The organism is Actinomycetospora sp. NBRC 106378, from assembly GCF_030269685.1.
Lineage (GTDB): Bacteria > Actinomycetota > Actinomycetes > Mycobacteriales > Pseudonocardiaceae > Actinomycetospora.
This window is the reverse complement of the sequence record NZ_BSTT01000004.1, coordinates 175,544-201,799: the sequence shown is the minus strand read 5'-3', so window position 1 is coordinate 201,799 and position 26,256 is coordinate 175,544. Positions and strand designations below refer to the sequence as shown.

The window sequence follows — 26,256 nt, the reverse complement described above, 5'->3', positions numbered from 1 at the left end:
TGTTCGCCGAGCGGTGGTTCTCCTCACCCGGTGCCACCGCTTGCCCGCCCCGGGGTGGTTGGGTCTACCGTGGTGAGTGATGCTTCGCGTGCTGCTCCTTCCCAGCCGCGGCGGGGTCTGACCGAGACCGGCCCCCTGCCGCGGGTGATGCGCGCTCGCCGGTCGGCCCGGACCCAACCCTCCGGGATTCCTGCACCGCCGCACGGAGACCCTGATGAGCATCACCCCTGACATGCCGGCCGCCGGCATCCGCGAGACCGTCGTCCACCCGGACGGCGAGATCCCGGCCGACCAGCCGTTCTGGAACACCCAGCGTCCGAGCCACATGCCGGTGCACCGCTACCAGCCGTTCGCCGAGATGGTCGAGCGCATCTCGCTGCCGGACCGCACGTGGCCGGACCGCGTGATCACCAGGGCCCCGCTCTGGGGCGCGGTGGACCTGCGTGACGGCAACCAGGCCCTGATCGACCCGATGTCGCCCGCGCGCAAGCGCCGCATGTTCGACCTGCTGGTACGCATGGGCTACAAGGAGATCGAGGTCGGCTTCCCGGCCGCGTCGCAGACCGACTTCGACTTCGTCCGCGAGATCATCACCCAGGACGCGGTGCCGGCCGACGTCCGGATCCAGGTCCTGACCCAGGCGCGGCCGGAGCTGATCTCGCGGACCTTCGAGTCCCTCGAGGGCGCCCACTCCGCCGTCGTGCACCTCTACAACTCGACGTCGATCCTGCAGCGCCGCGTGGTGTTCCGGTCCGACCGCGACGGGATCACGAAGATCGCCACCGACGGCGCGAAGCTGGTCCGTGCCGAGGCCGAGAAGCGGCCGGACACCGACTGGCGCTTCCAGTACTCGCCGGAGTCCTACACCGGCACCGAGCTCTCCTACGCGAAGGAGATCGTCGACGCGGTCGGCGACGTCTGGGAGCCCACCCCGGAGCGCCCGATGATCGTCAACCTGCCGGCGACGGTGGAGATGGCGACCCCGAACGTCTACGCCGACTCGATCGAGTGGATGCACCGCAACCTGGCGCGCCGCGACTCGATCATCCTGTCGCTGCACCCGCACAACGACCGTGGCACGGGCGTGGCCGCCGCCGAGCTCGGCGTCCAGGCCGGCGCGGACCGCGTCGAGGGCTGCCTGTTCGGCAACGGCGAGCGCACCGGCAACGTCTGCCTCGTGACCCTGGGCATGAACCTGTTCAGCCAGGGCGTCGACCCGCAGATCGACTTCTCCGACATCGACGAGGTCCGCCGCACGGTCGAGTTCTGCAACCAGCTGCCCGTCGGCGAGCGCCACCCGTGGGGCGGCGACCTGGTGTTCACCGCGTTCTCCGGCTCGCACCAGGACGCGATCAACAAGGGCCTCGAGGCGATGAAGGTCGCGGCCGACGCGGCCGGGCACCCGATCGACGAGCACCCGTGGGAGGTCCCGTACCTGCCCATCGACCCGAAGGACGTCGGCCGCACCTACGAGGCCGTCATCCGGGTCAACTCGCAGTCGGGCAAGGGCGGCGTCGCCTACCTGATGAAGACCGAGCACCAGATGGAGCTGCCCCGGCGGCTGCAGATCGAGTTCTCGCGCCGCGTCCAGGAGGTCACCGACACCGAGGGCGGCGAGGTCTCGGCCAAGGAGATGTACGACATCTTCGCCGAGGAGTACCTGATGCGGCGCAGCCCGCTGGAGCTCGTCAGCTCCCGGGTCGCGACGCACGACGACGGGAAGGCCGAGCTGACCGCCACGCTCAAGGTGGAGGGCGAGGTCCACGAGGTCACCGGCGTCGGCAACGGCCCGATCGCCGCGTTCGTCGACGCCCTGGCCTCGGTCGGCTACGACGTCCGGGTCCTCGACTACGCCGAGCACGCCATGGCCGCCGGCGACGACGCCCGGGCCGCCGCCTACGTGGAGGCCGCCGTGGGCGACGGAGCCGGCGCCGACGTCGAGGTGTGGGGCATCGGCATCGACGGCTCGATCCTCACCGCCTCGCTGAAGGCCGTGGTGTCGGCGGTGAACCGCGCCCTCAGGTGAGCTCCGCCCCGGTGAGCACCGAGTGGGCCTCCAGTCCCTCGGTGCTCACCTGGCCGCAGGCCACCCCGTCGCCCGCAGGTCCGCCACGATCTCGGCCGGGCTCTCCATCGACGCGTAGTGCCCGCCCCGGGTGGCGTGGGTGAAGCGGACGACGGCGGAGTTGTCGCGCTCGGCGAGCGAGCGGATCGTCGTGAAGTCGTCCGGGAAGACGAGCACCGCGGTGGGCGTGTGGTTGACCGCGGGCTCGGCCCCGGCGCGGGCGTCCTCGTGGTAGTACCGCGCCGCGGTGCCGCCGCTGTTGGTCAGCCACGCGAGCGTGACCTGGGCGAGCACCTGGTCGCGCGTGACCAGGCTCGTCCCGTTGCCGAAGGACTCGAACAACTCGCTGTACGCGAGCTGCGCCACCGGGGAGTCCGCCAGCGCGGCGCCGATCGTCTGGGGTCGGGACGCGTTCATCTGGTTGTAGCCGCCCACCGCCTGGAACCACTGCATGTGTTCCAGGGCGGCGTACTCGGCGGGGCCGAAGCCCTCGAACTCGGCCGGGTCGCCGCTCGGGAACGAGAACAGCTGCAACACGTGGATCCCCAGCAGCCCGGGCGGCGCCAACAGCCCGAGTTCGCGGGCCACGGTCGCACCCAGGTCGCTGCCGTGCACCCCGTAGGACGCGTATCCGAGGGTGCGCATCAGGTGGTCGTAGAGCTCGGCGGTCCGCCGCGTCGTCCAGCCCGGCTCGTCGATCGCCGGGCTGAAGCCCACGCCGGGCATCGAGGGCACGACGACGTGGAACGCCTCCTCCGGTCGGCCGCCGTGCGCGACCGGATCGACGAGGGGCTCGATGAGGTCGACGACGTCGAGGAACGAGCCGGGGTAGCTGTGCGCGAGCAGCAGCGGGGTCGCCGTCGGCTCCGCGGACCGGGCGTGGATGGCGTGGACCGTGCGTCCGTCGACCTCGACGAGGACGTGCTCGAAGCGGTTGATGCGCTCCTCGACGGCGCGCCAGTCGAAGGACCGCCACGCCTCGACCGTCTCCCGCAGGTAGGAGACCGGGGTCCCGTAGGCCCAGTCGTCGCCCGGCGCGGGCTGCGGGAGGCGGGTGCGGGCGAGACGGTCCTGCAGGTCGTCGAGGTCGGCCTGCGGGACGGCGACGGTGAAGGGGCGGACGGTGCTCAGGACTGCGGTCATGAAAGAACGATAGGAACCAACCAGGTATGGATCGTTCCTCGTTGAACAGCCATCCTGGACGACGATGACGACGACCTCGACGCGGCTCCTCGCGCTCCTCGCGCTGCTGACCACCCGCCCGTCCTGGTCGGGGCCCGAACTGGCGGAGCGTCTCGACGTCGGCGTCCGCACGGTCCGCAACGACGTCGCCCGTCTCCGGGCCCTCGGCTATCCGGTGGAGTCGACGACGGGCCGGACCGGGAGCTACCGGCTCGGAGCGGGCGGGTCGCTGCCGCCCCTGCTCCTGGACGACGACGAGGCGGTGGCGGTCGCGGTGGGGCTGCGCGCGGCGGGCGGGGTCGCGGGCGTCGGACAGAGCAGCGCGAGTGCGTTGCGCAAGCTCGAGCAGGTGATGCCCGACCGGCTGCGCCGCGAGCTCACCGCCCTGCACGAGTCGACGGTCGAGGGCCCGCGGACCACGGCGAGCACCGACCCGGAGCCGGAGGTCGGGGCGGACGTCCTGCGCACCGTGTCGGCCGCCGTCCGCGACCGTCGCTGCCTCCGGCTCGACCACGGGATCGACCCCGCGAGCACCGAGCTCGCCCCGACGCCGCCGCTGACGGTGGAGCCCTACCGCGTCGTGCGGTGGCAGCAGCGCTGGTACCTCGTCGCCGTCGAGCTCGCGGGCGGGTCGTGGCAGCCGCTCCGGCTCGACCGGGTCCGGCTGCGGCCCCCGCACGGGGCGCGGTTCGTCCCGCGGACGCTGCCCGCCCGGCCGGGAGTGCACGCGGCCGACGACTACGCCGCCTTCGTCGTCCGGCAGGTCGCGAGCAGCGGTTGGGCGGTGCACGCCCGGATCGAGGTCGCCGCGCCAGCGGCCGAGGTGATCGCCCGCGTCAATCCCGCCGTCGGCGCGGTGGAGGCCCTCGACGGCGAACGGTCGGTCCTGGTGACCGGCGCGGACAGCCTCGAGATGGTCGCCGTGTTCGTCGGGCTGCTCGACCTGGACTTCCGGGTCCTCGAGCCACCGGCGCTCGCCGAGCACCTCCGGGCGTTGGCGGCCCGGTACGCGCGAGCCGCGTCCTAGAGCGCGCCGCGCCGACCGGCGAGCGCCCGGCCGAGCGTCAGCTCGTCGGCGAACTCCAGGTCACCGCCCATGGGCAGGCCGCTGGCCAGCTTCGTCACCGCGAGACCGGGGAAGTCGCGCAGGAGCCGCACGAGGTAGGTCGCGGTGGCCTCGCCCTCGGTGTTGGGGTCCATCGCGAGGATGACCTCGGCGATCTCCGGCTCCTGCTCGCCGCCCTCGGTCTGCTGGCCGCCTATGCGGCGGAGCAGTTCGCGGACACGCAGCTGGTCCGGGCCGATGCCGCCCATCGGGTCGAGCGCCCCACCGAGCACGTGGTAGCGCCCCCGGAACTCCCGGGTGCGCTCCACCGCCATGACGTCCTTCGGCTCCTCCACGACGCACACCAGCGTCGCGTCCCGGCGCGCGTCGGCGCAGATGCGGCAGCGCTGCTTCTCGCTGACGTTGCCGCAGACCTCGCAGAACACGACGCCGGCCTTGACCTTGGCCAGCGCGTCCTGCAGTCGCGTGATGTCGGCCTCCTCGGCGCCGAGGAGGTGGAACGCCAGGCGCTGGGCGCTCTTCGGCCCGATCCCGGGGAGCCGGCCGAGCTCGTCGATCAGGTCCTGGACCGGGCCCTCGAACACTGGTGCCTTCCCGTCGCTCCGCTCGCCCCGCCGCTACATCCCCAACTGCGGGCCGCCGCCCATGTCCAGCCCGCCCGCGAGCGGCCCCATCTTCTCGGCCTGGAGCTGCTGGGCGGCGTCGGCGGCGTCGGCGAGGGCGCCGAGCACGAGGTCCTGGAGGGTGTCGACGTCGGTCGGGTCCACCACCTTGGGGTCGATGGTGATCCCCCGGATCTCCCCGGCGGCGGTCTGCGTGACCGTGACGAGGCCGTTGCCGGCCTGGCCGGTCACCTCGGTCTCCGCCAGTTCGGCCTGGGCGTTCATGAGCTGCTCCTGCATGGCCTGCGCCTGCTGGAGGAGGGCACCCATGTCGGGCATGTCCGGCTGTCCTGGCTGCACACCCCCAGGGTAGGGCTTCCCACGTTCCCGACGACGGGTGCGGGTTCCGGGTGGCAGGGTGGCGCCGTGAGCGACACCGCCGAACTCGTCACCCGCCTGCTCTCCGCCCGCACGTGGCGGGCCTTCGACGTGGCGGCCGACGGCCGGGTCCTCGCCGGCGACGACACCTCAGGGACCGTGCAGCTCGTCGAGCTCGCCCCGGACGGGACCCGCCACCGGCTCACCGCGCTGCCCGGCGCGTGCTCCGGGCGCTACCTCAAGGGTATCGAGCCCCGCACGATCGTCGTCTCGCACGACACCGACGGCGACGAGCGCGCCCAGCTCTCCCTGCTGCGCCCCGAGGAGGTCACCGAGCCGCTCGGCACCGACGACCTCGAACCGCTCGTCCGCGACCCCCGGTACATCCACTCCCTGGCCGAGGTCCTCGACGACGGCCGCGTGGTCTACGCGACGAACCGCCGCAACGGCGTCGACTTCGACCTCGTCCTGCGTCAGGTCGCGACGGGCGAGGAGACGGTGCTCTACGACGGCGGCGGCATGGTCGGCGGGGCGGCGGTCGCCCCCGACGGGTCGGCCGCGCTGATGACCCGCCCCGGCCGTCCCGCCCTGAGCTCCCAGGTGCTGCTCCTCGCGGGGAGCGGAACGACCGAGGTCACCTCCGCCGACGAGCCCGCCATCCACGGCGGCCTGCAGTGGCTGCCCGACTCCTCGGCCGCGCTCGTCACCACCAACTCCGGACGGGACCGGATGGGCATCGCCCGCCTGGACCCGTCGTCGGGCGGGCTGGAGTACCTCGTCACCGACGACGCGCACGACGTCTCGGGGCGACTCTCGCCGGACGGGCGGCTCCTGCTCGTGGCCACCGACGACGACGGCTCGTCCCGCTTCGCGATCCACGACGCCGAGAGCGGCGCGCACCTGCGCGACGTCGTCACGCCCGGCGTCGGGGTGGGCGACTTCCTGACGTTGCCGCGCTGGTCGGCCGACTCGCAGGGCCTCGCGCTGACGTGGACCTCGCCGACGGTCGCGGCGGACGTGGTGCTGGTGGACGCCGCGACCGGGCGGACCGGCACGGTCGCGTCGTGGGCGGAGGACCTGGACGGCCTCGACCTGGTGACCCCGACCAGCGTCGGTGTCCCGACCCCCGACGGCGAGACGGTGCCCTGCTTCGTCTACTCGCCCGCGGCCCCGACCGGATCGAGCGTGCTGATCATCCACGGCGGGCCGGAGGGCCAGTCGGTCCGCTCGTTCTCACCGATCACCCAGGCCCTCGTCGCGCAGGGACACACGGTGCTCGTGCCGAACGTCCGCGGCTCGGTGGGCTACGGGAAGCGGTGGTACTCGCTCGACGACGTGGACAAGCGCCTCGACTCGGTCGCCGATCTCGCCGCCATCCACGACTTCCTGCCGCAGCTGGGGCTGGACCCGGCGCGCTCGGCACTGTGGGGTGGCTCGTACGGCGGCTACATGGTGCTCGCGGGGGTCTCGTTCCAGCCCGAGCGGTGGGCGGCCGGCGTCGACATCGTCGGCATCTCCTCGCTCGTGACGTTCCTGGAGAACACCTCGCCCTACCGCCGGGCCCACCGCGAGCGCGAGTACGGCTCGTTGGAGCGCGACCGGGAGTTCCTCGAGTCGGCGTCGCCGCTCAACCGCATCACCGACGTGCGCGCCCCGCTGTTCGTCATCCACGGCGCCAACGACCCGCGGGTGCCGCTCTCCGAGGCGGAGCAGGTCGCGGCGGCCGTGCGCGGCAACGGGGTCGAGGTGGAGCTGGTGGTCTACGACGACGAGGGCCACGGCCTGGCCAAGCGGGCCAACCGTCTCGACGCCTACCCGCGGGCGATCGACTTCCTCGGCCGCATCCTGGGCTGAGGCGCCGCACCTCGAGACTCACACCAGGCAGGACACCGGGCCGCCGGAGCTGCCTGGCGTGCACCTCGCGGCGGGAGAGAAACGCGAGCGCTCAGCGTCCGTCGACCCGGCGGGCGCCGAGGTGCTGGGTGAGCAGCTCCATCGCAGCATCGTCGGGGTTGCGCGCCGCGACCCGCTCGCCGCCACCGGGGTCGGCGTGCGCCTCGGCGTACATGTCCTCCTCGGTGACCTCCTCCTCGTCCGGCGGCTCCGGCGGGGGCGGGATGTCGGCGGGAGCGCTCGCGGGCCGCGGACGCTCCGCCGCCGGGCCCGCTGCACCTCCCGCCGCGGCGCGCGCGACGCTCGGGCGCTGGAACTGCGGTCGGCCGCCGGCCGCGCCGTTCTCCGCCCGCTGCGGTTCGGACCGCGCGGGACGCTGCGGCTCGGGCGCGCTCTCCGGCCGGGACGGCCGCTGGGGGGCCTGCGGAGCGGCCGCGCGGGCGGGCGCGCCCCCGCGAGCGCCGTCGGACGGCGGTCCGCCCGCCTGCGCGCCCGCGGCGTCGGTCGCGCGCAGCGCCCACTCGCCGGAGAGCACGCGGGAGAGCGCGGCCGTGACGTGGCCGGCCCGGTTGGGCTGGGACAGCTGACGGGCGAGCGGCGCGGTGGGCATCGCCAGCACGACCGTGGTGCCCTCGACCGCCGCCACCGTCGCGTTCTGCAGCAAGGCGTGCGTCGGCTTGTTCCCCTCGCGCACCGCGGCCATGACCTCCGACCACACCCGGCGCAGGTCGGCCGCGTCCATCGCCCCGGGAGCGGCCTGGGCGGCCGCCGGAGCGGAGCGCTCCGCCGGTGGCTCGGGGGCCGCGGGCCGACGCGCGCCGTCCTGCGCCGGTGCGTCCTGGCGGGCCGCCGGTCGGGCGGCCGGTTCCGGCTGCGGCGCTGCTGCCCGGCTGCGGTCGGGGCGCGGCGCCTCGACGGTGGCCGTGGGGCGTCCGGTGGGCGGCGCGACGGTCGCGTCCTGGGGGTCGGCGCGGGGCGGTGCGGCAGGCGCGGCGGGCGCGGCGGGCGCGGAGGCCGCGGGCTCCGGCTCGGACGGGCGCTGCGAGGGACGCTGGAACCGGGGCTCGCCCGCCGGCTCCGGCCCGTCGTCGGGAACGACCAGGGGACCGCCGGCGCTCGCCGTGGCCCCGGCCTGCAGCCGCCGCTCGACGCCCTCGAGGCGCTGCACGAGCGCGGCGTCGGACGCCGACGCCGCGGGCAGCAGCATCCGGGCGCAGACCAGCTCGAGGAGCAGGCGCGGCGCCGTCGCCCCGCGCATCTCGGTGAGCGCGGTGTGGACGAGCTCCGCGTGCCGGGCCAGCGCGGCCGGACCGAGGCGCTGCGCCTGGTCGACCATGCGCGCCATCTCGTCGGCGGGTACGTCGACCAGTCCCTTGTCGGCGGCGTCGGGCACGGCGTGGACGAGGATGAGGTCGCGCAGGCGCTGCAGCAGGTCGGCGGCGAAGCGGCGCGGGTCGTGCCCCGCCTCGACCAGCCGGTCGACCGCGCCGAACACCGCGGCGCCGTCCTGCGCGCCGAGGGCGTCGACCACGTCGTCCAGGATCGCGACGTCGGTGACGCCGAGCAGGCCGACCGCCCGCGCGTAGGTGACGCCCTGGTCGTCGGCGCCCGCGAGCAGCTGGTCGAGCACCGACAGCGAGTCGCGCGCCGACCCGCCGCCGGCCCGGATCACCAGGGGGTAGACGGCCGGCTCGACCCGGACGCCCTCCTCGCCGCAGATGCGCTCGAGCAGCGCGCGGAGGGTGCTCGGCGGGAGCAGCCGGAAGGGGTAGTGGTGCGTCCGCGACCGGATGGTGGGCAGGACCTTGTCCGGCTCCGTCGTCGCGAACACGAAGATGAGGTGCTCCGGCGGCTCCTCGACCACCTTGAGCAGCGCGTTGAACGCCGCCGTGGTGACCATGTGCGCCTCGTCGATGATGAAGACGCGGTAGCGGGAGTTGACCGGCGCGTACGCCGCCTTGTCCCGCAGGTCCCGCGCCTCGTCGACGGTGCCGTGGCTCGCGGCGTCCATCTCGGTGACGTCGAGCGACCCCGGCCCGTTGGGGGCGAGCGCGACACAGGACTCGCACACCCCGCACGGATCGGGCGTGGGCCCCTGCTCGCAGTTGAGCGAGCGGGCCATGATCCGCGCCGACGACGTCTTCCCGCACCCACGCGGACCGGAGAACAGATAGGCGTGGTTGATGCGGCCGGCGGTCAGCGCCGTGCGCAGCGGATCGGTGACGTGCTCCTGCCCGACGACCTCGGCGAAGGTGCCGGGTCGGTATCTGCGGTAGAGAGCGAGTGCCACGATCGCGAGGCTACGCGGGGGGTCCGACAGCCCGGGCCCGGGGAAGAAAGGGGACCCCGCGCACCCGCCAGAGCCCGCTTACCCTTGCTGCCTTCCGGCCCTGGGGGAGTTCACAGGATGGACGCCGCGCGGGGTCCGGAGCCGACTGTACCGGTCCGGCGCGACCGTCTCCCGGGCCGGGGGTCGCCGTCCGCGCGGTGCGTCCGGGTCGGGCTCCCACCGCGCGGGGCCGGAGGAGCCGCCCTGTATCGTCCTCGACGGAGGATTGGCCGAGTGGCCTAAGGCGCACGATTGGAAATCGTGTTGGGCTAACCCCCTCACGGGTTCGAATCCCGTATCCTCCGCCAGCTCCACGAGACGCCGGGTCCCTCACGGGGCCCGGCGTTCGTCGTCCCCGGCCCCGCGCAGGGCGAGGTACCGGCCGGGCGTCGTCCCGACGACCCGGCGGAACGCCGCGAGGAACGCACTCGGCGTGGCGTAGCCGACGCGGTGGGCCACCCGCGCGACGCCGTGTCCCTCCGCGAGGAGCGGGAGCGCCGCCCGGAGGCGCAGGTGCGTGCGCCAGCGCTCGAAGGCCAGCCCCGTGTCCGCCACGAACAGCCGCGAGAGGGTCCGCCGGCTCGCCCCGACGACGCGGGCGAACTCCGCCAGGTCGCGCGGGTCCGCCGGATCGGCGTGCAGCACGGCCGCCACCGACCGGGCGCGCGCGTCGACCGGCTCCGGGACCGCGATCGGCGCGGTCGGCAGGGGCCGCAGCACGTCGGGCACCACGGCCTCGGCCCGGCTGCGGGCCGCGGGGTCGAGGTCCGCGCCCAGATGGTCGGCGAGGTGCGAGAGCAGGGGGTCCACCGCCACCGCGACCGGCTCGCCGGCACCCAGGTCGGGCAGGTCGGGCGCGAGGTAGAGGCTGCGCAGCACGGCGTCCCGGGTCGCCCCGGTGCGGTGCGGGGTCCCGGCCGGCAACCAGAGCCCGAGGGTCGGCGGCAGCACCCACGAGCGGGTCCCGACGACGATCCCGAGCACACCGCGGTCGGTCCAGTTCAGCTGGTGCTCGCGATGGGCGTGCTCCCCGACCCACGACCCCGCCGCCAGGGGCAGGCTCCCGACGGCGACGGTCACCCCGTCAGTGTCCTCCACACGACATCCCCCGGCCTCCCGGCGGATCGCGGCCACCGTGCTCCGGCGGGGATCGTCGTGCCGTGCCGATGAACCTGATGCACCGCCGCCTGTGCAGCTCCGCCGACTGGGCCACGAAGGTCGCCGACCGCATGCCGCGCGACCTGGCCGACGTCGAGCTCGGGGACGACGTCCTCGAGATCGGCCCGGGCTACGGCGCCACCACCCGCGTGCTCCTCGACCGCGTGCCGCACCTGACCGCGGTGGAGGTCGACGAGGCGTCCGCGGCGCGGCTGCGCGTCGAGTTCGGCGACCGGATCGTGCACGGCGACGGGACCGCACTGCCGTTCGACGACGGCCGGTTCTCCGCCGTCGTGTGCTTCACGATGCTCCACCACGTCCCCTCGCGGGCCCTGCAGGACCGGCTCTTCGCCGAGGCCCGCCGCGTGCTCCGCCCGGGCGGGGTGTTCCGTGGCGTGGACTCGCAGCTCTCGCTCCGGTTCCGCCTGCTCCACGTCGGCGACACGATGGTCGTCGTCGACCCGGGGACGCTGCCCGGGCGGTTGACGACGGCGGGTTTCGCCCCGGATCCCGAGGTCGAGGTCATGTCCGACACCCGACTCCGCTTCACCGCCCGGAGGCCGTGAGCGTGGCGCCCTGCTGACGTCGGGTGTCAGCCGTGTGCCACCGCTGACACCCGATCCCACCCGTCGTCAGGAACGCAGGCCCGAGACGAGCAGCGTGGCGAGCTGCTCGTAGGCCTCGGCGTCGTCGAGCCCGGTGGCCGCGGCGACCCGGCGCTGCTGGATCGCCTCCATCGTCGAGGCCACGACCTCCGCGGCGAACGCCACGTGCACGTCGCGGAAGGCGCCGGACTCGACGCCCTCGGTGATGATCTCGCGGACCCGGCGGGCGGCCGCCCGCGTGTTGCGCTGGTAGATCGCCGCCGCGGGCGCGAACGAGGCGACGTCCTCGAAGAACGCCGCCGAGGCGGGCGCGAGCTCGGCGGACACCGCACGCAGGTAGGCCGCGAGCCGGTCGGCGGGTACGGAGCGGGTGGCGACCGCCGCCTCGACGTGGACGGTGGCCGCGCGGAAGAACCGGACCACGGCCGCCGTCACCAGCTGCTCCTTGGAGCCCGCCAACCCGTAGAGCGTGCGCTTCGAGCAGCGCAGGCGGGCGGCGACGTCGTCGAGGGTGAAGCCGGCGAAGCCCTCGGCGAGGAACAGCTCGATCAGGGCGTCGGCGAGCTCGTCGCGTCGGGCCGCGCCACGGCGCACCGGAGATGCCACCTGGCCACCGTAACCTCCCGGCGCTACTCTCAACGGTACTGACGTTCCACTTTCAGTACCGTTAGGACGTGACATGGCGGTCGACCGTCTCCTGCCCACCGACGAGGCCCGCGCGCTGATCGAGCTGACGCGGGAGGTCGCCGACAAGGAGCTGGCGACCCGCGTGGACGACCACGAGCGCGGCGACGGCACGTACCCCGAGGGACTGTTCCGCACCCTCGGCGAGACCGGCCTGCTCGGGCTGCCCTACCCCGAGGAGTACGGCGGCGGCGCCCAGCCCTACGAGGTCTACCTCCAGGTCCTCGAGGAGCTCGCGGCGCGCTGGGCGACGGTCGCGGTGACGACGAGCGTGCACGGCCTGGCGTGCTTCCCGGTCGCCACCTTCGGCACCGAGGAGCAGAAGCAGGAGTGGCTGCCGAGGATGCTCGCCGGCGAGCTCGTCGGCGGCTACAGCCTCTCCGAGCCGCACGCCGGGTCGGACGCCGCCGCGTTGCGCTGCCGGGCTGAGAAGGACGACGACGGCGACTACCGCATCACCGGCGAGAAGGCGTGGATCACCCACGGCGGGAAGGCCGACTTCTACGCGCTGTTCGCCCGCACCGGCGAGGGCAGCCGCGGCGTCACCTGCTTCCTCGCCCCCGGACACACCGAGGGCCTCACCTTCGGCCGCCCCGAGGAGAAGATGGGCCTGCACGCCGTCCCGACGACGAGCGCCACCTGGGACGGCGGCCTCCTGTCGGCCGACCGCCGGATCGGCGACGAGGGCCAGGGCCTCCCGATCGCCTTCGCCGCGCTGGACTCCGGCCGCCTCGGGATCGCCGCGTGCGCCGTCGGGCTCGCGCAGGCCGCGCTCGACGCCGCCGTCGACTACGCGAACGAGCGGCAGACGTTCGGCAAGCGGATCGTCGACCACCAGGGGCTCGGCTTCGTGCTGGCCGACATGGCCGCCGCGGTCGACTCGGCGCGCGCGACCTACCTCGACGCGGCCCGCCGCAAGGACGCCGGCGTGCCCTACTCGCGCCAGGCCTCCGTCGCGAAGCTCGTCGCCACCGACGCCGCGATGAAGGTGACCACGGACGCCGTGCAGGTGTTCGGCGGCGCCGGCTACACCCGCGACTTCCCGGTCGAGCGCTACATGCGCGAGGCCAAGATCATGCAGATCTTCGAGGGGACGAACCAGATCCAGCGGCTGGTCATCTCGAGGCACTTCGCGCGCTGAATCGCCCGTGGCGGACACTGACGGGTGATGCGCGGATTCCTCATCACCCTGGCCGTGCTCGCCGTGCTGCTGGTGGGCGTCGACTTCGGCGCCCGCTTCGTGGCCCAGGACCGGGTGGCCGCCCAGCTGCAGACCCAGCTGAAGCTCGACGCCGAACCGAGCGTCGACATCCACGGCTTCCCGTTCCTGACGCAGGCCGCGGCCGGCGAGTACCCCTCGGTCACCCTCACCGCCGAGCACATCCCCTACCGGCAGCTGCGCGACATCACGCTCGTGGCCGACCTCGGCGACGTGACGCTGCCGCCGCAGTCGCTGCTCGACGGCACCGTCCGCTCCATCCCGGCGCGGACGGTGACGGCGAGCGCCGAGGTCGACCCGGCGGACCTCGCGCGCATCCTCAAGGTCTCCGACGTCACGGTGGAGCCCGTCACCGAGCAGACGCTCGCCGCCCGGGGGTCGAAGGTCGCGAACGTCGACCCGTCCCAGGCGGTGGAGCTGACCTCGACGACGACCGTGCTCGGGCAGCAGGTCCGCGCCTCGGTGATCGCCACCTTCCGGCTCTCCGGCGGACAGATCGTGCTCTCGGCCCGCGACATCGCGGTGGACACCGGTGACGCCCCGTCGTCGGTCTCCGGAGCCGTGACCAGCGCGCTGCGCTCCCGGCTCGGGAACTACTCCGCCCGCCTCGACCCCGGCCAGCTGCCGTTCTCGATCACCGCCACCGACCTGCGCGCGGAGAACGGCAAGCTCGTCGTGTCGGGCACCGCCGAGGACGTCGACCTCCTCGGTGGCTCCCTGTAGCGGACCGCGTGACAGGCTGACGCCGTGCAGACCATCCGCTGGGGCATCGCCGGACCGGGCCGGATCGCGGCGAACGTCGCCCGGGACCTCGTCGCGGTGGAGGGCACCGAGTTCGCCGCCGTCGGGTCCCGGTCGGCCGAGCGGGCGGAGGCGTTCGCCGCGGAGCACGGCGCGGCGCGGGCGCACGGGTCCTACCGGGCGCTCGTGGACGACCCGGACGTGGACGCGATCTACATCGCCACCCCGCACCCGCAGCACGCGGATCTCGCCGTCGCCGCGCTCGAGGCCGGCAAGGCGGTGCTGGTGGAGAAGACCTTCACCGCCACCCTCGCCGGGGCCTGGCGCGTGGTGGACACGGCCCGGCGGCACGGGGTCTTCGCGATGGAGGCGATGTGGACCCGCTTCCAGCCCGCCGTCGTCCGGGCGCGCGAGATCTACGAGGCCGGGGAGATCGGGGAGGTCCGCTCGGTGCAGGCGGACCTCGGCACGGTGCGCGACGTCGACCCCGACGACCGCCTCTTCAACGCCGAGCTCGGCGGCGGCGCGCTGCTCGATCTCGCCGTCTACCCCGTGTCGTTCGCGCAGATGGTGCTCGGCGGGAGCCCCTCACAGGTGCACGCGGTCGGGCGCCGGGAGACGACGGGCGTCGACGCCGAGAACGCGCTGGTCATGGCGTGGGAGGACGGACGCTTCGCCACGGCGCAGACGTCGTTCCACTCGCCGTCGCCGGGCCAGGCGCGCATCTTCGGCTCCACCGGGTGGATCGACGTGCTCCCCCGTTTCCACCACCCGACGACGATCGTGGTGCACCGCTCCCCCGACGATCCCGGCGAGCGCCTCGAGCTCCCCGCCACCGGCGCCGGCTACTCGCACGAGATCGTCGAGGTGAACTCCTGCCTGCGGGCCGGGCGGACCGAGTCGGCCGTGATGCCGCTCGACGACACCCTCGCCGTGCAGGGCGTGCTCGCCGAGGCGGCGGACCAGCTGGGGCTGACGTTCAGCGAGGCGACCCTGGCGCTGTAGGCGGCAGCCACAGCCGTCCCTCGGTTCCCGACGCCGGGTCGGTGCAGGCGGGCAGCGCCGCGAGCTCGGCGGCGTGCTCGGCCATCCCGAGCGCCGCGTAGGCGGCGTCGAAGGCGTCCTCGGTCGCGGTCGCCGCGACCCGCAGGTCCGCCGGGATGCGGGGATCGGCGTCGACGAGCGCCCGTCGCGCGTCCGCCGAGGACTTCACCACGGGCCCGGTCATCGCCCGCGGGTAGACCTCGACGACGAGCACCCCGCGCGGTCCCGGAGCCGCGTCGAGCGGCCACACGCCGATGCCCTCGCGGCGCCACTGCCCCAGCAGCGCCATTCCGCGCACCGAGCCCGTCCCGACCGCCCCGGCGCCCCCGATCTGGAACGTCGACAGCGGGTTCAGGCCGCGGTCCCGGGCCGCGCGCTCGGTGTCGCGGTAGAGCTCGACGTCGGCGGGCTTCCGGGTGCCGGGCCGCCCCCAGAACGGCGGATCGCACGCCCGCAGCCAGCCCTCGCCCTCGTCGCGGGCGAGGTCCCACACGTCGGGCAGCGACGTCGCGCCGTACCGCGCCGGGAACCAGGCCGGCAGCCCGAAGGAGAAGTCCATCCCGACGACGACCGGTGCGGGCGGGTCGCGCAGCTCCGCCAGCATCGCGCCGACTCCTGCGCGGTCGAGGCCCCCGCGCACGCCGAGCAGCCGTCCGGGCGCCGCCTCGGCCACCCGGATGCGCCGGGCCGCCGCGCGCAGGTCGCCGGACCAGTCGACGGCGAGGACGCGCACGGGACGCCATCCTGCCGGGCCCGTCCCGGACCACGAGAAGCACACCAGGCATGCCCGCGGGCCCCTGCAGATGCCTCACGTCACCCTCGCGGCGGAGGACCTCGCGGCCGCCCGACTCGACCGCGCTGCGAGAGGCACACCAGGCATGCCCGCGGGCCCCTGCAGATGCCTCACGTGCCACTCGCGGGAAGGGCGAGCCAGCGGACTACTCACCCGTTCGTCGCAGCAGGACGACCGCTCGACCCTTGTACCGGACCGTTCGACCCGGCGCGAGCCGGGCCACTCGTTCCGGGTCGAACTCTTCGCCCCAATGGCCCCACCGGTCACAGGGGTGGAGAGTCCCTCTCGACCGTTCGTCGCGGGGCAGCTGCGCCGAACGGTCGATCCGACCTACTGCGTACTCGAGGAGGAATCCCGTGGCCAAGCACCGCGCCCCACGCCGGCTCACCCGGCGTGCCGCCACCCCCGTCGCCGCGCTCGCGCTGTCGGCGGCGGCCCTGACCGCCGTGGCGCCGATGGCATCCGCGCACGCCCGCATCGACGACCGCGACGGCCCCTCGGGGAACGGCAACGTCGGGGTGCTCAACGACCTGACGTTGCTGCCCGTCAACGCGTGCGGGCTCCAGGTGCCGATCCTGGGCAGCATCCTGTCGGGGGTCACCCCGACCTGCTCCAACACCGACGACTGAGGACGGCTGGCGTCCCCCGGGCAGACGTCGGAGGACCGGGGGACGCGCTCAGCCCACCAGCAGTCGATCGGCCGGCGGTTCCTCGGCGCGCCGGGCCGGGACCCGCAGCCGGACCGTGGTGCCGACCCCCGCACGGCTGTCGACGTGTAGGTCGCACCGCCCGCCGTACGCGGCACGCAGGCGACGCGTGACCTCGGCGATCCCGCCGTGGCGGGCGTCGACCTGCGAGGCGGCGCGCGACGCCTCAGGGCCCATCCCGGCCCCGTCGTCGGAGATCGTCACGACGCAGTCGGCGCCCGCACCCGCCGCGGTGATGCGCACGGTGCCGCCGCCCAGCACGGGTTCGACGCCGTGGCGGACGGCGTTCTCCACCAGCGGCGCCACCACGAACGGCGGGAGCACCACGTTCTCCACCTCGGGCGCCACCGTGATCTCCACCCCGAGCCGCGCGCCGAAGCGGGCCTGCTCGAGCGTGAGGTAGCGCCGGGCGTTGCGCAGCTCCTCGGCCACCGTCGTGGTCGTGTCCGAGGCGCGGAACGAGTAGCGGGTGAAGTCGGCGAACTCGGTGAGCAGCTCCCGGGCACGCGTCGGGTCCACCCGCACGAAGGTCGCGATGGCGGTCAGCGCGTTGTGCACGAAGTGCGCGGAGAAGCGCGACCGCAGCGCCGCCTCGACCTCGGCGTCGGGCAGGACGACCTCGGCGGCCGCCGGCACGAGGACGCCGGGCGGCAGGGGCGCCACGACGTCGGTCTCCGCGGTGTCCACGGAGGCCCTGTTCCCCGAGCCGGCGCCGCCCGGCCCGTCCACCCGCTCGAGATCGTCGAGCGCGAGATCCGTCGCGACGACCGGTGCCGCGAGCACGGGGGCGTGCACGGTCGCGGGGTGCGTCCCTGCCCGCAGGCCCTGCCACACCGGGCGCCCCAGGAGCCCCGTCGGCGTCCAGCGGCGGTGTTCCACCCGCCCGACCAGGCGCGGCGCGAGCCACTGCGCGGCCGCCTCGACGTCGGCGGGCAGGTCCCCGTGGAAGGGGCTGACCAGGCGGTCCAGGCCGACCGACGCGTCGAGGACCTCCCGGCGGGCGGCGGCCGTGACCCCGGTGGACACCCGCCCGACGTAGCGGAGCACCCCGTCGTCGGGCACGCCGAGCAGCAGCGAGCCGACGCCGTCGGGGCTCCCCCGCGGCGGCAGCCAGCCCCCGACCACGACGTCCTGCGCCCGCGTGATCTCCGCGGTGATCCAGCTCCGGGAGCGGCGGCCGCTCTGGTAGGTCGACTCGAGCCGCTTGGCCACCACGCCCTCGAGGCCGTACTGCCGCGCCGTACTGGTGATCTCCTCGGCGCTCACGCCGGTGAACGACGGCGGCACCACCAGGTTGCCGCCCACGAGGTCGATCTCGGTGAGCAGCTCGCGGCGCTGCCGGTAGGGCAGGCGCGCGGTGGAGCGCCCGTCGATCTCGAGCACGTCGAACACGTAGTAGGAGACCGGCGTTCCGCTGACCAGGGCCCGTGAGGGCCGGGCCACCCGACGCCGGCGCCGCAGGCGCGTCATGCTCGGCCGACCCACCGGGTCCTTGGCGACGACGACCCCGTCGAGCACCAGACCGTGGGCGGCCGGGAGGCCCAGCTCCGGGAACCCCGCCGTCACGTCGTGCCCGTCGGCGTCGACGAGGCGGAGCTCGCCGTCCCGGGCGTACGCGAAGCAGCGCAGGCCCGACCACACGAACTCGAAGGCCCATCCCGCCCCGCGGGGCAGTTCGCCCGCCGAGGCCAGCATCGGGCGTGCGGCGCCACGCGGCCCGGGAACGCCGGGCAGGACCTCGGCCGGGGCAGCCGCACCAGACGCCATGCGCACGCCTCCCGGTCCCATCGCGACGCGCCGGCCCGCTCCGACGCCACCCGCCGGGCACGCACCGACGCGTCTTCCCGACGGTCGTCACGGTAGCCAGACCCCCCGACAGTGACGCCGGGTTCCGCGGCGCGCCACGGCGTGCTGCGGCCGGACAGCGACACCACGCGACGAACGGCGGACCCGACATCGTCGCGCGGTCCGGCGGGTGGCGCACGGCGAAGGGAGGCCGCCGGACGACGGGGCTCGCCCGGTCGGCCCTTGCGCGGGCGTGCGCGCCCGAGCGAAGGGCCCCTCCGGTCGCTCTGGTCGACGGGAGGGGCCCTTCGCGGTCCGGGCGTGCGTCTAGATCAGCGGACCGCTCGCCACCACCGACGAGGGCCGGGCCGGCACCGGTCCGGCCGGCTCCGCGGACACCGCGTACGCACCCTGGGCGAGCCCGGCGTCCGGTCGTGCCCCGGTCGAGGTGAAGCTGCCCGCGCCGTCGAAGGTGCCCACGGCCGTGGCCGTGCCGCCCGCGACGCGCCAGAGCACGAAGGTCCGGCCCGGGCCGAGCTCCGGGACGTCGACGGGGACGACCCGGGGTCCGGCCGCGTCGTCCAGCACCACCGCGAGCACCGCGCCGCCGGGCTGGAGGAGCGCCGCGTGGCGCACGTCCGGGTCCCGGGCCTCGGCGGAGGTGATCACCTGGTCGGCCCGGGCGGCCGACGCGGTGCGGGCGTCGTCCCCGGGCCCGGTGGCGATGCCCCGGGCGGAGAAGACGACGACGCCGGCCACCACCGCGACGAGCGCGAGCACGGCGGCGCTGCGCCGACGGGGAGCTCGCCCGGACAGGACCCGGGCGGTCGGCGCCGGGTCTGCGGCGACGGGCGGGACGGCGACCGGGGCGGGTGCCTCCGGGGGCTCGTCGGGCACGCGGACCGACGGGCGCAGCGGCTCGTCCGCCGCCGCGGCGAGGATGCGGGCACGCAGCCCGGCGGGCGGCTCGACGTCGGCGACGGCGTGGGCCATCGCGGCCATCGTCGCGTGGGTCTCGGAGAGGAGCGACCGGCACGGGGCGCAGGTGCGCAGGTGCTCGGTGACGCGGTCCTCCTCCTCGGGCTCGAGGGCGTGCAGCGCGCGACCGACGACGGCGCCCGCGAGCTCGCCGTCGTGCGGGTTCTCGGGGCCGCTCACCAGGTGTCTCCGAGCAGCTCGAGGCCCGACGTGCCGAGGACCGGGGCGAGGAGGACGCGCAGCTTGGCGACGCCGGTGAACATGCGCGACTTGACGGTGCCGATCGGGACGCCGGTGATGGAGGCGACCTCCCGCTGCGTGTAGCCGCCGTAGTAGGCGAGGCCGAGCGCCTGACGCTGCTCGGAGGGCAGGTGGCGCAGCGCGGCGCGCACGTGCTCGGCGATCACCGAGCCGAGGGCGGCCCGGTCGGCCGAGGGCGCGGAGGAGGCGTCGAGGCCCACCTCGGGCTCGTCGGTCGGGACGTGGTGGCGACGGCGGGTGGCCTCCCGGCGCACGGCGTCGACGGCCTTGTGGTGCACGAGCGTGAGCAGCCAGCTGATCACCGAGCCGCGCGTCCGGTCGAACCGCTCCGGGTCGCGCCACAGGACGAGGAACACCTCCTGCACGACGTCCTCGGCGAGCCCCTCGTCCACGCAGATCCGGCGGGCGAGCGAGTAGGCCGCACGCCCGTGCCGGGCGTAGAGGGAGTCGAGGGCGCCGGTGTCGCGGGCCGCGAGACGGGCGACGAGGTCGGCGTCGGTGACGTCGGCATCGACCGGAGCCGGTCCGGGAGCGTCGGCGTCCCGACGTGACCGCGTGGGTGCAGTCAGGTCGGGACCGGCCGCGCGGGACGGTGTCATGACAGGGGGCTCCTTCGGTGAGGCCGCGTCCCCGGCCACGGACCGGGGACGTCGGGGCTTTCGTCAGGACGGCGGCGGTCGGTTCACCGGAGCCCGGCGCGGGTTCCCGGCGGCGCGACGTCCGGGCGACCCTGTCCTGACGGACGGGGCGCAATCCCCCCGCGAGAGCGGCGCGGGCGTGAGGCGGGCCACTTACCCTCGGGGACACACGCGACTGCGGAAGGTGCACATGGCTGGTCAGTGGTTCGAGTCGGTGGCGGAGGCGCAGCGCCGCGCGAAGAAGCGGCTGCCGAAGTCGGTGTACGGCGCGCTCGTGGCGGGCAGCGAGGCGGGCTACACGCTCGACGACAACACCGGCGCCTTCCGGGAGTTGCAGTTCGCCCCGCACGTGGCGGACCTGCCGTACGAGAAGTCCCTCGCGACGACGATCATGGGGCAGGAGATCTCCATGCCCGTCATGATCTCGCCGACCGGGGTGCAGGCGGTGAACCCCGAGGGCGAGGTCGCCGTGGCGCGGGCCGCCGCCTCCCGGGGCACCGCGATGGGGCTGTCGTCGTTCGCGAGCCGCTCGGTCGAGGACGTCGTCGCGGCGAACGACAAGACGTTCTTCCAGATGTACTGGGTCGGCGACCGCGAGACGCTCGCCGCCCGGGCCGAGCGCGCCAAGCGGGCCGGCGCGAAGGGCCTCATCGTCACCCTGGACTGGTCGTTCTCCCACGGCCGCGACTGGGGCAGCCCGTCCATCCCGGAGAAGATGGACCTCAAGACGATGATCAAGTACATCCCCGAGGGCATCACGCGCCCGCGGTGGGGTCTCGAGTTCCTCAAGGCCCGGTTCATCCCCGACCTCACCGTCCCGAACATCCCCGTCGACGGCTCGGCGCCCCCGACCTTCTTCGGCGCCTACGGGCAGTGGATGTTCACCCCGCCGCCCACCTGGGCCGACGTGGCCTGGCTGCGGGAGCAGTGGGGCGCCGACCTGCCGTTCTGCGTCAAGGGCATCACCCGGGTCGACGACGCCAAGCGCGCGGTGGACGCCGGCGCGACGGCGATCCAGGTGTCCAACCACGGCGGGAACAACCTCGACTCCACGCCCGCGCCGATCCGGGTGCTGCCCGGGATCGTCGAGGCGGTCGGCCGGGACGTCGAGGTGATCATGGACGGCGGCGTGCGCCGCGGCTCCGACGTCGTGAAGGCCCTGTGCCTCGGCGCGAAGGCCGTCGCGATCGGGCGCGCCTACCTGTGGGGCCTCGCGGCGAACGGCGAGGCCGGCGTCGGGAACGTGCTCGACATCCTGCAGAGCGGCATCGGGTCGGGCCTCATGGGTCTCGGCAAGTCCTCGGTGCAGGAGCTGACCCCCGAGGACCTGCTCATCCCGCCGAACTTCACGCGGCAGGCCGGGGTCGCGTAGGCCCCTCGGTCCCCTGCTCCGACACGAGCGGGCCGTTCGTCACGGAAGAGCGTGACGAACGGCCCGTTCGTGCGTTCCGGGGCCGGACACCCACGCCGGACACACGAACGCCGGGCCCTCCCACGGGGAGGCCCGGCGCTGGCTGGCGGTAGCGGTGGGATTCGAACCCACGGTGGGCAGAACCCACACACGCTTTCGAGGCGTGCTCCTTTGGCCGCTCGGACACGCTACCGGCGAGAACTCTACCGGTCCGGCCCGTGCGGACCGGCAGCACCCCGGAACCACCCCCGCAGCAGCTCCGAGCAGGCGTTCTCCCGCACCCCGCCGACCACTTCCGGGCGGTGGGTGAGGCGCCGGTCGCGCAGGACGTCCCACAACGAGCCGGCGGCACCGGTCTTCGGCTCCCAGGCGCCGAACACCACCCGGTCCACCCGGGCGAGCACCGCGGCGCCGGCGCACATGGTGCAGGGCTCGAGCGTGACGGCGAGGGTGCAGCCCTCCAGCCGCCAGCCCCTATCGGCGTGCTCCCCTTGCTGAACGAGTGCCGCGGCCCGCAGCGCGAGGACCTCCGCGTGCGCGGTCGGATCGCCGAGCGCCTCGCGCGCGTTCGTGGCGGACGCGAGTTCGCGTCCGGACGCATCGACGACGACGGCGCCCACCGGCACGTCGGCGGGGTGCGCCGTGCGCGCGACCTCGAGGGCGCGGTCGATCAGCGACTCAGCTCGCAGGCGCGGTCTCCACGATGCGGGCCAGCTCCTCGGCGAAGCCGCAGCGGCGGGCGATCGCGGTCAGCTGCTCGTCCGGGTACAGGTCGATCTCGTCGACCAGCACCGCCAGCTCGTCGGCGGGGACGCCGAGGTCGGCCAGCATCCCGAGGTCGCCCTCGGGCCAGGGGTCGTCGTCGACCTCGTCCTCGTCGGGCACGTCGAGGCGCAGCAGGTCGAGCACGTCCGCGGCGACGTCGTAGTCCAGCGCCGCGACGGCGTCGGAGAGCAGGAGCGAGACCCCGCCGGGCACCGGGCGCACGAGGACGAAGAACTCGTCGTCGACGTCGAGCAGTCCGATGACCGCTCCGGTCGACCGTAACGCGCGGAGCGCGGTGATGGCGGAATCCAGGTCGGCGAGCGCGGTACGGTCCATCGAGACCGCACGCCACCGACCCTCCTCACGGGTCACCGCGACGGCCCAGCCGTCCAGGGGTACGACGGTGCCCTGTCCACCGCCTCGAGGGGCGGTCTGCGCGCCCTGTCCTGCCATGGTCACCACGGTAGGACCGGTGGCCGACGCCGTGAAGGGGACGGACGACAGGCGCACCGAATCGACACCTTCCGCGCGCCGGACGGTCGCCCCTCCGGGCCCGGGGGTGCAGGATCGGGGGTGTGAGGACGTCTGGCGAGGCCCGGCAGGAGGTCCGTCGCCGCGCCGCCCACCGCGCGCCCGAACGGGCCCTGCTCACCGAGGCCCGCACCCTGCAGCCCGACACGGTGGCCCTGCGCCGCACCCTGCACCGCCAGCCCGAGCTCGGCCTCGACCTGCCCCAGACCCAGGCCGCGGTGCTCGCCGTCCTGCGCGACCTGCCCGTCACGATCACCTGCGGCCGGTCGTCGACCTCGGTGGTGGCCACGCTCACCGGCAGCCGGCCCGGCCCCGTCGTGCTGCTCCGCGCCGACATGGACGCCCTGCCGCTGCACGAGGACACCGGCCTCGACCACGCGTCCCGTGTCGAGGGCGCGATGCACGCCTGCGGCCACGACCTGCACACCGCGATGCTCGCGTCGGCCGCCCGCCTGCTGGCCGGACGGCGGGACCGGCTGGCCGGAACGGTGGTGTTCATGTTCCAGCCCGGGGAGGAGTCCCGGCACGGGGCGCTCGCGATGCTCTCCGAGGGCGTGCTCGAGGCGGGCGGCGCCGTGCCGTCGTCGGCGATGGCGCTGCACGTGACCTCGCGGCTCGGCTCCGGCACGTTGCAGACGCGGGCCGAGTCGATCATGGCCTCGTCGGACGACTTCACCGTCACCGTGCACGGCGCCGGCGGCCACGCCTCCGCCCCGCACGACGCGCTGGACCCGGTGCCGGCGGCGGCCGCGATGGTCGGCGCCCTGCACACGATGGTGGGACGGCGGGTCAGCGCCTTCGACCCGGCGGTGCTCACCGTCGCCCACCTCACCGCGGGCACCACGACCAACGTCATCCCCGAGACGGCGACCCTCGAGGGCACCGTCCGCACGCTCTCCGAGACCACGCGCGAGCAGCTCCTGACCGAGCTGCGACGGGTCTGCACCGGCACCGCCGAGGCCTACGGCTGCACGGCCGAGGTGGAGATCGACCGCGGCTACCCGGTCACGGTCAACGACGGGGAGGTCGCGGAGCGGGTGGCCGACGTCGGCCGGTCGGTGCTGGGGTCGCGGTTCGTCGAGCCGATGCCCGACCCGATCATGGGCTCGGAGGACTTCTCCTACGTGCTCGGCCGGGTGCCCGGGGCGCTGGCGTTCCTCGGTGCCTGCCCGCCGGGGGTCGACCCGACCGAGGCGCCGCCGAACCACTCCAACCGCGTGGTGTTCGACGAGGACGCGATGGTCGCGGGCGTGGCGCTCTACGCGGGGTACGCCCTGGAGGTCCTGCGACCCTGATCCACCGCCGACGTGTCGCTGGAGTGGGTGAACGACCGTCACCGGCGGGTCCCGCCCTACGCTCGGCGACCGTGGGGACAGTGGAACCGGACACCGGTGCGGTGCTCGCCGCCGCGTTGACCCGGCCCGTGTGCGTGGTCGGGCTCGGGTTGATCGGCGGCTCGTTGCTGCGCGCCGCGACCGACGCGGGCCGCGAGGCCTGGGGGGCGTCGGCGTCGGAGACGACGGTCGAGAAGGCCCGCGCCGACGGCTACGAGGTGAGCGACACCGTCGCGGACGCGCTGCGCCGGGCGAAGGACGCCGACGCGCTGGTGGTCGTCGCCGTGCCGCTCACGGCGATGGACGACGTGCTGGCCCTCGTCGGCAAGGAGGCGCCGGACTGCCGGCTCACCGACGTCACGAGCGTCAAGGAGCCGGTGCGTGACGCGGTCGAGCGCTGGGCGCCGGGCACCCGGTTCGTCGGCGGCCACCCGATGACCGGGACCGAGTTCTCCGGGTGGGACGCGGGCTCGCTGCAGCTCTTCCACGACAAGGTCTGGGTCGTCGCCACCGACGACGACACCGACCTCGCCGTCTGGACCGACGTGGTCGCCCTCGCGCTCGCCTGCGGCGCCACCGTCGTGCCGGCCGCCTCCGACGAGCACGACGTCGCCGTCGCCCGCATCTCGCATCTCCCCCACCTGCTCGCGGCCGTGCTGGCCGCGGTCGGCGCGGACGGGGGCGAGCTGGCACTGGCGCTCGCCGCCGGGTCCTTCGCCGACGGGACCCGCGTGGCGGCGACCCGCCCCGAGCTGACCGCGGCGATGTGCGAGGGCAACCGCGCCTCGCTGCTCGCCGCCTTCGACGACGCCCTCGGCCGACTCGGCGCCGCCCGCGGCTCGCTGGCCTCCACCGGCGGCCTGCTCGCCACCCTGACGGCGGGCCACGACGGCCGCAGTGCCCTGGAGGCCGCCCGCCTCGACCGGCGCGAGGTCCGCATCGACCTCGCCGGCACCCCGGCGGAGCACCTCGAGGCGATGCGCGACCTCGGGCGCACCGGGGGCCGGATCATCGGCTGGACCGCCGAGGCACTGGAGGCGGCGGCCCCCGAGGAGGACTGAGGGTTCCCGACGACGGGTCGGGGACGCTCAGGCCGGGACGGTGGCCTCCAGCGACACCCCGGTGACCCGCTCCGCCGCCGTCCAGTAGCGCGCGGCGAGCCCGGCGTCGCCCGCGGCCCGGGGTGCGCGCACCTGCGCGGTCCGGCCCCGCATCTGCAGCAGCCCGGTCGGCCCCCACCCCGTCGGGCCCCAGTACGTGCCGCCCGCAGCGGTGGGATCGGTCGCGGCGAGGAGCATCGGCTCCGCGCCGGTGTCGACCTCCTGCAGCGGCAGGAACCGCTCGAAGGAGGGGTTGGCCCGCGGAGCTCCGCCGCCCGCGGCGGTGCCGTTCGCGAACAGGTTGGTGCGGGTCACGCCGGGGTGGGCGGCGAGGCTGCGCAGGGCCCACCCGCGGTCGTCGGCCACGCGGGCGAGGTGGTTCGCGAGCAGCAGGTCGGCGAGCTTCGTGGCGCCGTAGACCAGCTGGGGGTGGTAGCGCCGCGGCACGGCGGGCGACTCCGGGTCGACCCGCCCCGTCCACGCGGCCGTGCTGCTCATCCACACCACGCGCGGGGCCGGGGCGGCCAGCAGCTGCGGGAGCAGGCGCAGGGTGAGGGCGAAGGGGCCGAGGACGTTGGAGGCGGTCTGCAGCTCGAACCCGTCGACGGTGAGGTGCTGCTCCGGGACGGCCATGACGCCCGCGTTGTTCAGCAGCAGGTCGACCGGGCCCTCCAGGCCGTCGGCGAAGTCCCGCACCGACGCCTGGTCGGCGAGATCGAGCCGGCGGACCTCGACCGCCGCCCCCGGTGCCCGGTCGAGGATCTCGGTACGGGCGGCCTCGCCCTTCTCCGGCGTGCGCACGGCCAGCACGACGTGCGCGCCCGCCGCCGCGAGCCGGGCGGCGGCCTCCTTGCCGGTGCCGCTGTTCGCGCCGGTGACGACGGCGGTCCGTCCGGACTGGTCGGGTACGGAGTACATGGCGAGGTCCTCCCGTTCGAAGAGACCGGCGGTCTCTTGACATGGACGACGCTAACGGACCGCCGGTCT

The 26,256-nt window shown here is 74.8% G+C and carries 24 protein-coding genes, 2 tRNA genes and 1 other RNA gene; 12 read left to right on the top strand and 15 right to left on the bottom strand.

Annotated features, from left to right (window positions below; genetic code table 11):
- The first annotated feature begins 232 nt into the window (after positions 1-232).
- Positions 233-2,026 (top strand): 2-isopropylmalate synthase, encoded by a 1,794-nt coding sequence (gene leuA / locus QSK00_RS12440; RefSeq protein ID WP_285591444.1) that lies wholly within the window; start codon positions 233-235, stop codon positions 2,024-2,026.
- Between the two features lie 45 nt (positions 2,027-2,071).
- On the opposite strand, the gene QSK00_RS12435 is transcribed toward leuA, so the two are convergent.
- Complete coding sequence (locus QSK00_RS12435) at positions 2,072-3,208, bottom strand: epoxide hydrolase family protein (protein WP_285591013.1); 1,137 nt, start codon at positions 3,206-3,208, stop codon at positions 2,072-2,074.
- Positions 3,209-3,272: 64 nt separating this feature from the next.
- Here QSK00_RS12435 and QSK00_RS12430 point away from each other — a divergent pair, with 64 nt between their 5' ends.
- Positions 3,273-4,274, top strand: a complete 1,002-nt coding sequence (locus QSK00_RS12430; RefSeq protein ID WP_285591011.1) for a helix-turn-helix transcriptional regulator — start codon at positions 3,273-3,275, stop codon at positions 4,272-4,274.
- On the opposite strand, the gene recR is transcribed toward QSK00_RS12430, so the two are convergent.
- Together recR and QSK00_RS12420 are read right to left on the bottom strand one after the other, a co-directional pair.
- Complete coding sequence (gene recR, locus QSK00_RS12425) at positions 4,271-4,897, bottom strand: recombination mediator RecR (RefSeq protein ID WP_285591009.1); 627 nt, start codon at positions 4,895-4,897, stop codon at positions 4,271-4,273. The two genes, QSK00_RS12430 and recR, sit on opposite strands and share 4 nt — an antisense overlap.
- A gap of 33 nt (positions 4,898-4,930) precedes the next feature.
- Positions 4,931-5,254 (bottom strand): YbaB/EbfC family nucleoid-associated protein, encoded by a 324-nt coding sequence (locus QSK00_RS12420; RefSeq protein ID WP_218891505.1) that lies wholly within the window; start codon positions 5,252-5,254, stop codon positions 4,931-4,933.
- An 87-nt stretch (positions 5,255-5,341) separates the two neighbouring features.
- Between QSK00_RS12420 and QSK00_RS12415 the strand changes: the two genes are divergently transcribed.
- Entirely contained in the window at positions 5,342-7,147 is a 1,806-nt protein-coding gene (locus QSK00_RS12415) for a S9 family peptidase (protein ID WP_285591007.1), read from the top strand.
- 91 nt (positions 7,148-7,238) lie between these two features.
- Here the strand turns inward: QSK00_RS12415 and QSK00_RS12410 are convergent, their stop codons facing one another.
- A complete protein-coding gene (locus QSK00_RS12410) occupies positions 7,239-9,476 on the bottom strand; it encodes a DNA polymerase III subunit gamma and tau (RefSeq protein ID WP_285591005.1) in 2,238 nt (745 codons plus the stop codon).
- Between the two features lie 45 nt (positions 9,477-9,521).
- Positions 9,522-9,616, bottom strand: an RNA gene (ffs, locus tag QSK00_RS12405) — signal recognition particle sRNA small type.
- 119 nt (positions 9,617-9,735) lie between these two features.
- On the opposite strand from ffs, the gene QSK00_RS12400 reads away from it, so the two are divergent.
- Positions 9,736-9,823 (top strand) — tRNA-Ser (locus QSK00_RS12400).
- Positions 9,824-9,845: 22 nt separating this feature from the next.
- On the opposite strand, the gene QSK00_RS12395 is transcribed toward QSK00_RS12400, so the two are convergent.
- A complete protein-coding gene (locus QSK00_RS12395) occupies positions 9,846-10,595 on the bottom strand; it encodes an AraC family transcriptional regulator (RefSeq protein ID WP_285591003.1) in 750 nt (249 codons plus the stop codon).
- A gap of 86 nt (positions 10,596-10,681) precedes the next feature.
- Here QSK00_RS12395 and QSK00_RS12390 point away from each other — a divergent pair, with 86 nt between their 5' ends.
- Positions 10,682-11,239 (top strand): class I SAM-dependent methyltransferase, encoded by a 558-nt coding sequence (locus QSK00_RS12390; protein WP_285591440.1) that lies wholly within the window; start codon positions 10,682-10,684, stop codon positions 11,237-11,239.
- Between the two features lie 66 nt (positions 11,240-11,305).
- Here QSK00_RS12390 and QSK00_RS12385 read toward each other — a convergent pair whose 3' ends face one another.
- Positions 11,306-11,884, bottom strand: coding sequence for a TetR/AcrR family transcriptional regulator (locus QSK00_RS12385; protein WP_285591001.1), 579 nt, complete (start codon positions 11,882-11,884; stop codon positions 11,306-11,308).
- A 73-nt stretch (positions 11,885-11,957) separates the two neighbouring features.
- Here QSK00_RS12385 and QSK00_RS12380 point away from each other — a divergent pair, with 73 nt between their 5' ends.
- From QSK00_RS12380 to QSK00_RS12370, 3 genes are read left to right on the top strand one after another with little or no spacing between them, the layout of a single operon-like run.
- Positions 11,958-13,103 carry an acyl-CoA dehydrogenase family protein gene (locus QSK00_RS12380; protein ID WP_285590999.1) on the top strand — a complete coding sequence of 382 codons (1,146 nt, stop codon included), beginning with the start codon at positions 11,958-11,960 and terminating at the stop codon, positions 13,101-13,103.
- A gap of 27 nt (positions 13,104-13,130) precedes the next feature.
- A complete protein-coding gene (locus QSK00_RS12375) occupies positions 13,131-13,904 on the top strand; it encodes an LmeA family phospholipid-binding protein (RefSeq protein ID WP_285590997.1) in 774 nt (257 codons plus the stop codon).
- A 24-nt stretch (positions 13,905-13,928) separates the two neighbouring features.
- Entirely contained in the window at positions 13,929-14,927 is a 999-nt protein-coding gene (locus tag QSK00_RS12370) for a Gfo/Idh/MocA family protein (protein WP_285590995.1), read from the top strand.
- Here the strand turns inward: QSK00_RS12370 and QSK00_RS12365 are convergent.
- A complete protein-coding gene (locus QSK00_RS12365) occupies positions 14,902-15,699 on the bottom strand; it encodes a hypothetical protein (protein ID WP_285590993.1) in 798 nt (265 codons plus the stop codon). The genes QSK00_RS12370 and QSK00_RS12365 overlap by 26 nt on opposite strands.
- Before the next feature lie 416 nt (positions 15,700-16,115).
- On the opposite strand from QSK00_RS12365, the gene QSK00_RS12360 reads away from it, so the two are divergent.
- Complete coding sequence (locus QSK00_RS12360) at positions 16,116-16,388, top strand: hypothetical protein (RefSeq protein WP_285590991.1); 273 nt, start codon at positions 16,116-16,118, stop codon at positions 16,386-16,388.
- A 48-nt stretch (positions 16,389-16,436) separates the two neighbouring features.
- Here QSK00_RS12360 and QSK00_RS12355 read toward each other — a convergent pair whose 3' ends face one another.
- The 3 genes from QSK00_RS12355 to QSK00_RS12345 form a co-directional block, all read right to left on the bottom strand.
- Positions 16,437-18,233, bottom strand: coding sequence for an ATP-dependent DNA ligase (locus tag QSK00_RS12355; protein ID WP_285590989.1), 1,797 nt, complete (start codon positions 18,231-18,233; stop codon positions 16,437-16,439).
- A 345-nt stretch (positions 18,234-18,578) separates the two neighbouring features.
- Positions 18,579-19,409, bottom strand: a complete 831-nt coding sequence (locus tag QSK00_RS12350) for a zf-HC2 domain-containing protein (RefSeq protein WP_285590987.1) — start codon at positions 19,407-19,409, stop codon at positions 18,579-18,581.
- A complete protein-coding gene (locus QSK00_RS12345; RefSeq protein ID WP_285590986.1) occupies positions 19,406-20,089 on the bottom strand; it encodes an RNA polymerase sigma factor in 684 nt (227 codons plus the stop codon). The genes QSK00_RS12350 and QSK00_RS12345 overlap by 4 nt, the downstream gene beginning before the upstream one ends.
- A gap of 229 nt (positions 20,090-20,318) precedes the next feature.
- Between QSK00_RS12345 and mftD the strand changes: the two genes are divergently transcribed.
- Positions 20,319-21,500 (top strand): pre-mycofactocin synthase MftD, encoded by a 1,182-nt coding sequence (gene mftD, locus QSK00_RS12340; RefSeq protein WP_285590985.1) that lies wholly within the window; start codon positions 20,319-20,321, stop codon positions 21,498-21,500.
- A gap of 143 nt (positions 21,501-21,643) precedes the next feature.
- Here mftD and QSK00_RS12335 read toward each other — a convergent pair.
- The 3 genes from QSK00_RS12335 to QSK00_RS12325 all read right to left on the bottom strand — a co-directional run bounded on the left by QSK00_RS12335 (position 21,644) and on the right by QSK00_RS12325 (position 22,757).
- Positions 21,644-21,732: transfer RNA gene (locus QSK00_RS12335), tRNA-Ser, on the bottom strand.
- A gap of 10 nt (positions 21,733-21,742) precedes the next feature.
- Positions 21,743-22,228 (bottom strand): nucleoside deaminase, encoded by a 486-nt coding sequence (locus tag QSK00_RS12330; protein ID WP_285591438.1) that lies wholly within the window; start codon positions 22,226-22,228, stop codon positions 21,743-21,745.
- Complete coding sequence (locus QSK00_RS12325) at positions 22,218-22,757, bottom strand: tRNA adenosine deaminase-associated protein (protein WP_285590983.1); 540 nt, start codon at positions 22,755-22,757, stop codon at positions 22,218-22,220. Before QSK00_RS12325 ends, QSK00_RS12330 begins: the two co-directional genes overlap by 11 nt.
- Before the next feature lie 122 nt (positions 22,758-22,879).
- Here QSK00_RS12325 and QSK00_RS12320 point away from each other — a divergent pair, with 122 nt between their 5' ends.
- On the top strand, positions 22,880-24,130 hold the full coding sequence (locus tag QSK00_RS12320) for a M20 metallopeptidase family protein (protein ID WP_502872036.1): 1,251 nt from the start codon (positions 22,880-22,882) through the stop codon (positions 24,128-24,130).
- A gap of 80 nt (positions 24,131-24,210) precedes the next feature.
- Positions 24,211-25,230, top strand: coding sequence for a prephenate dehydrogenase (locus QSK00_RS12315; protein ID WP_285591433.1), 1,020 nt, complete (start codon positions 24,211-24,213; stop codon positions 25,228-25,230).
- 27 nt (positions 25,231-25,257) lie between these two features.
- On the opposite strand, the gene QSK00_RS12310 is transcribed toward QSK00_RS12315, so the two are convergent.
- Positions 25,258-26,187, bottom strand: a complete 930-nt coding sequence (locus QSK00_RS12310) for an SDR family NAD(P)-dependent oxidoreductase (RefSeq protein WP_285590981.1) — start codon at positions 26,185-26,187, stop codon at positions 25,258-25,260.
- Between the last annotated feature and the right edge of the window lie 69 nt (positions 26,188-26,256).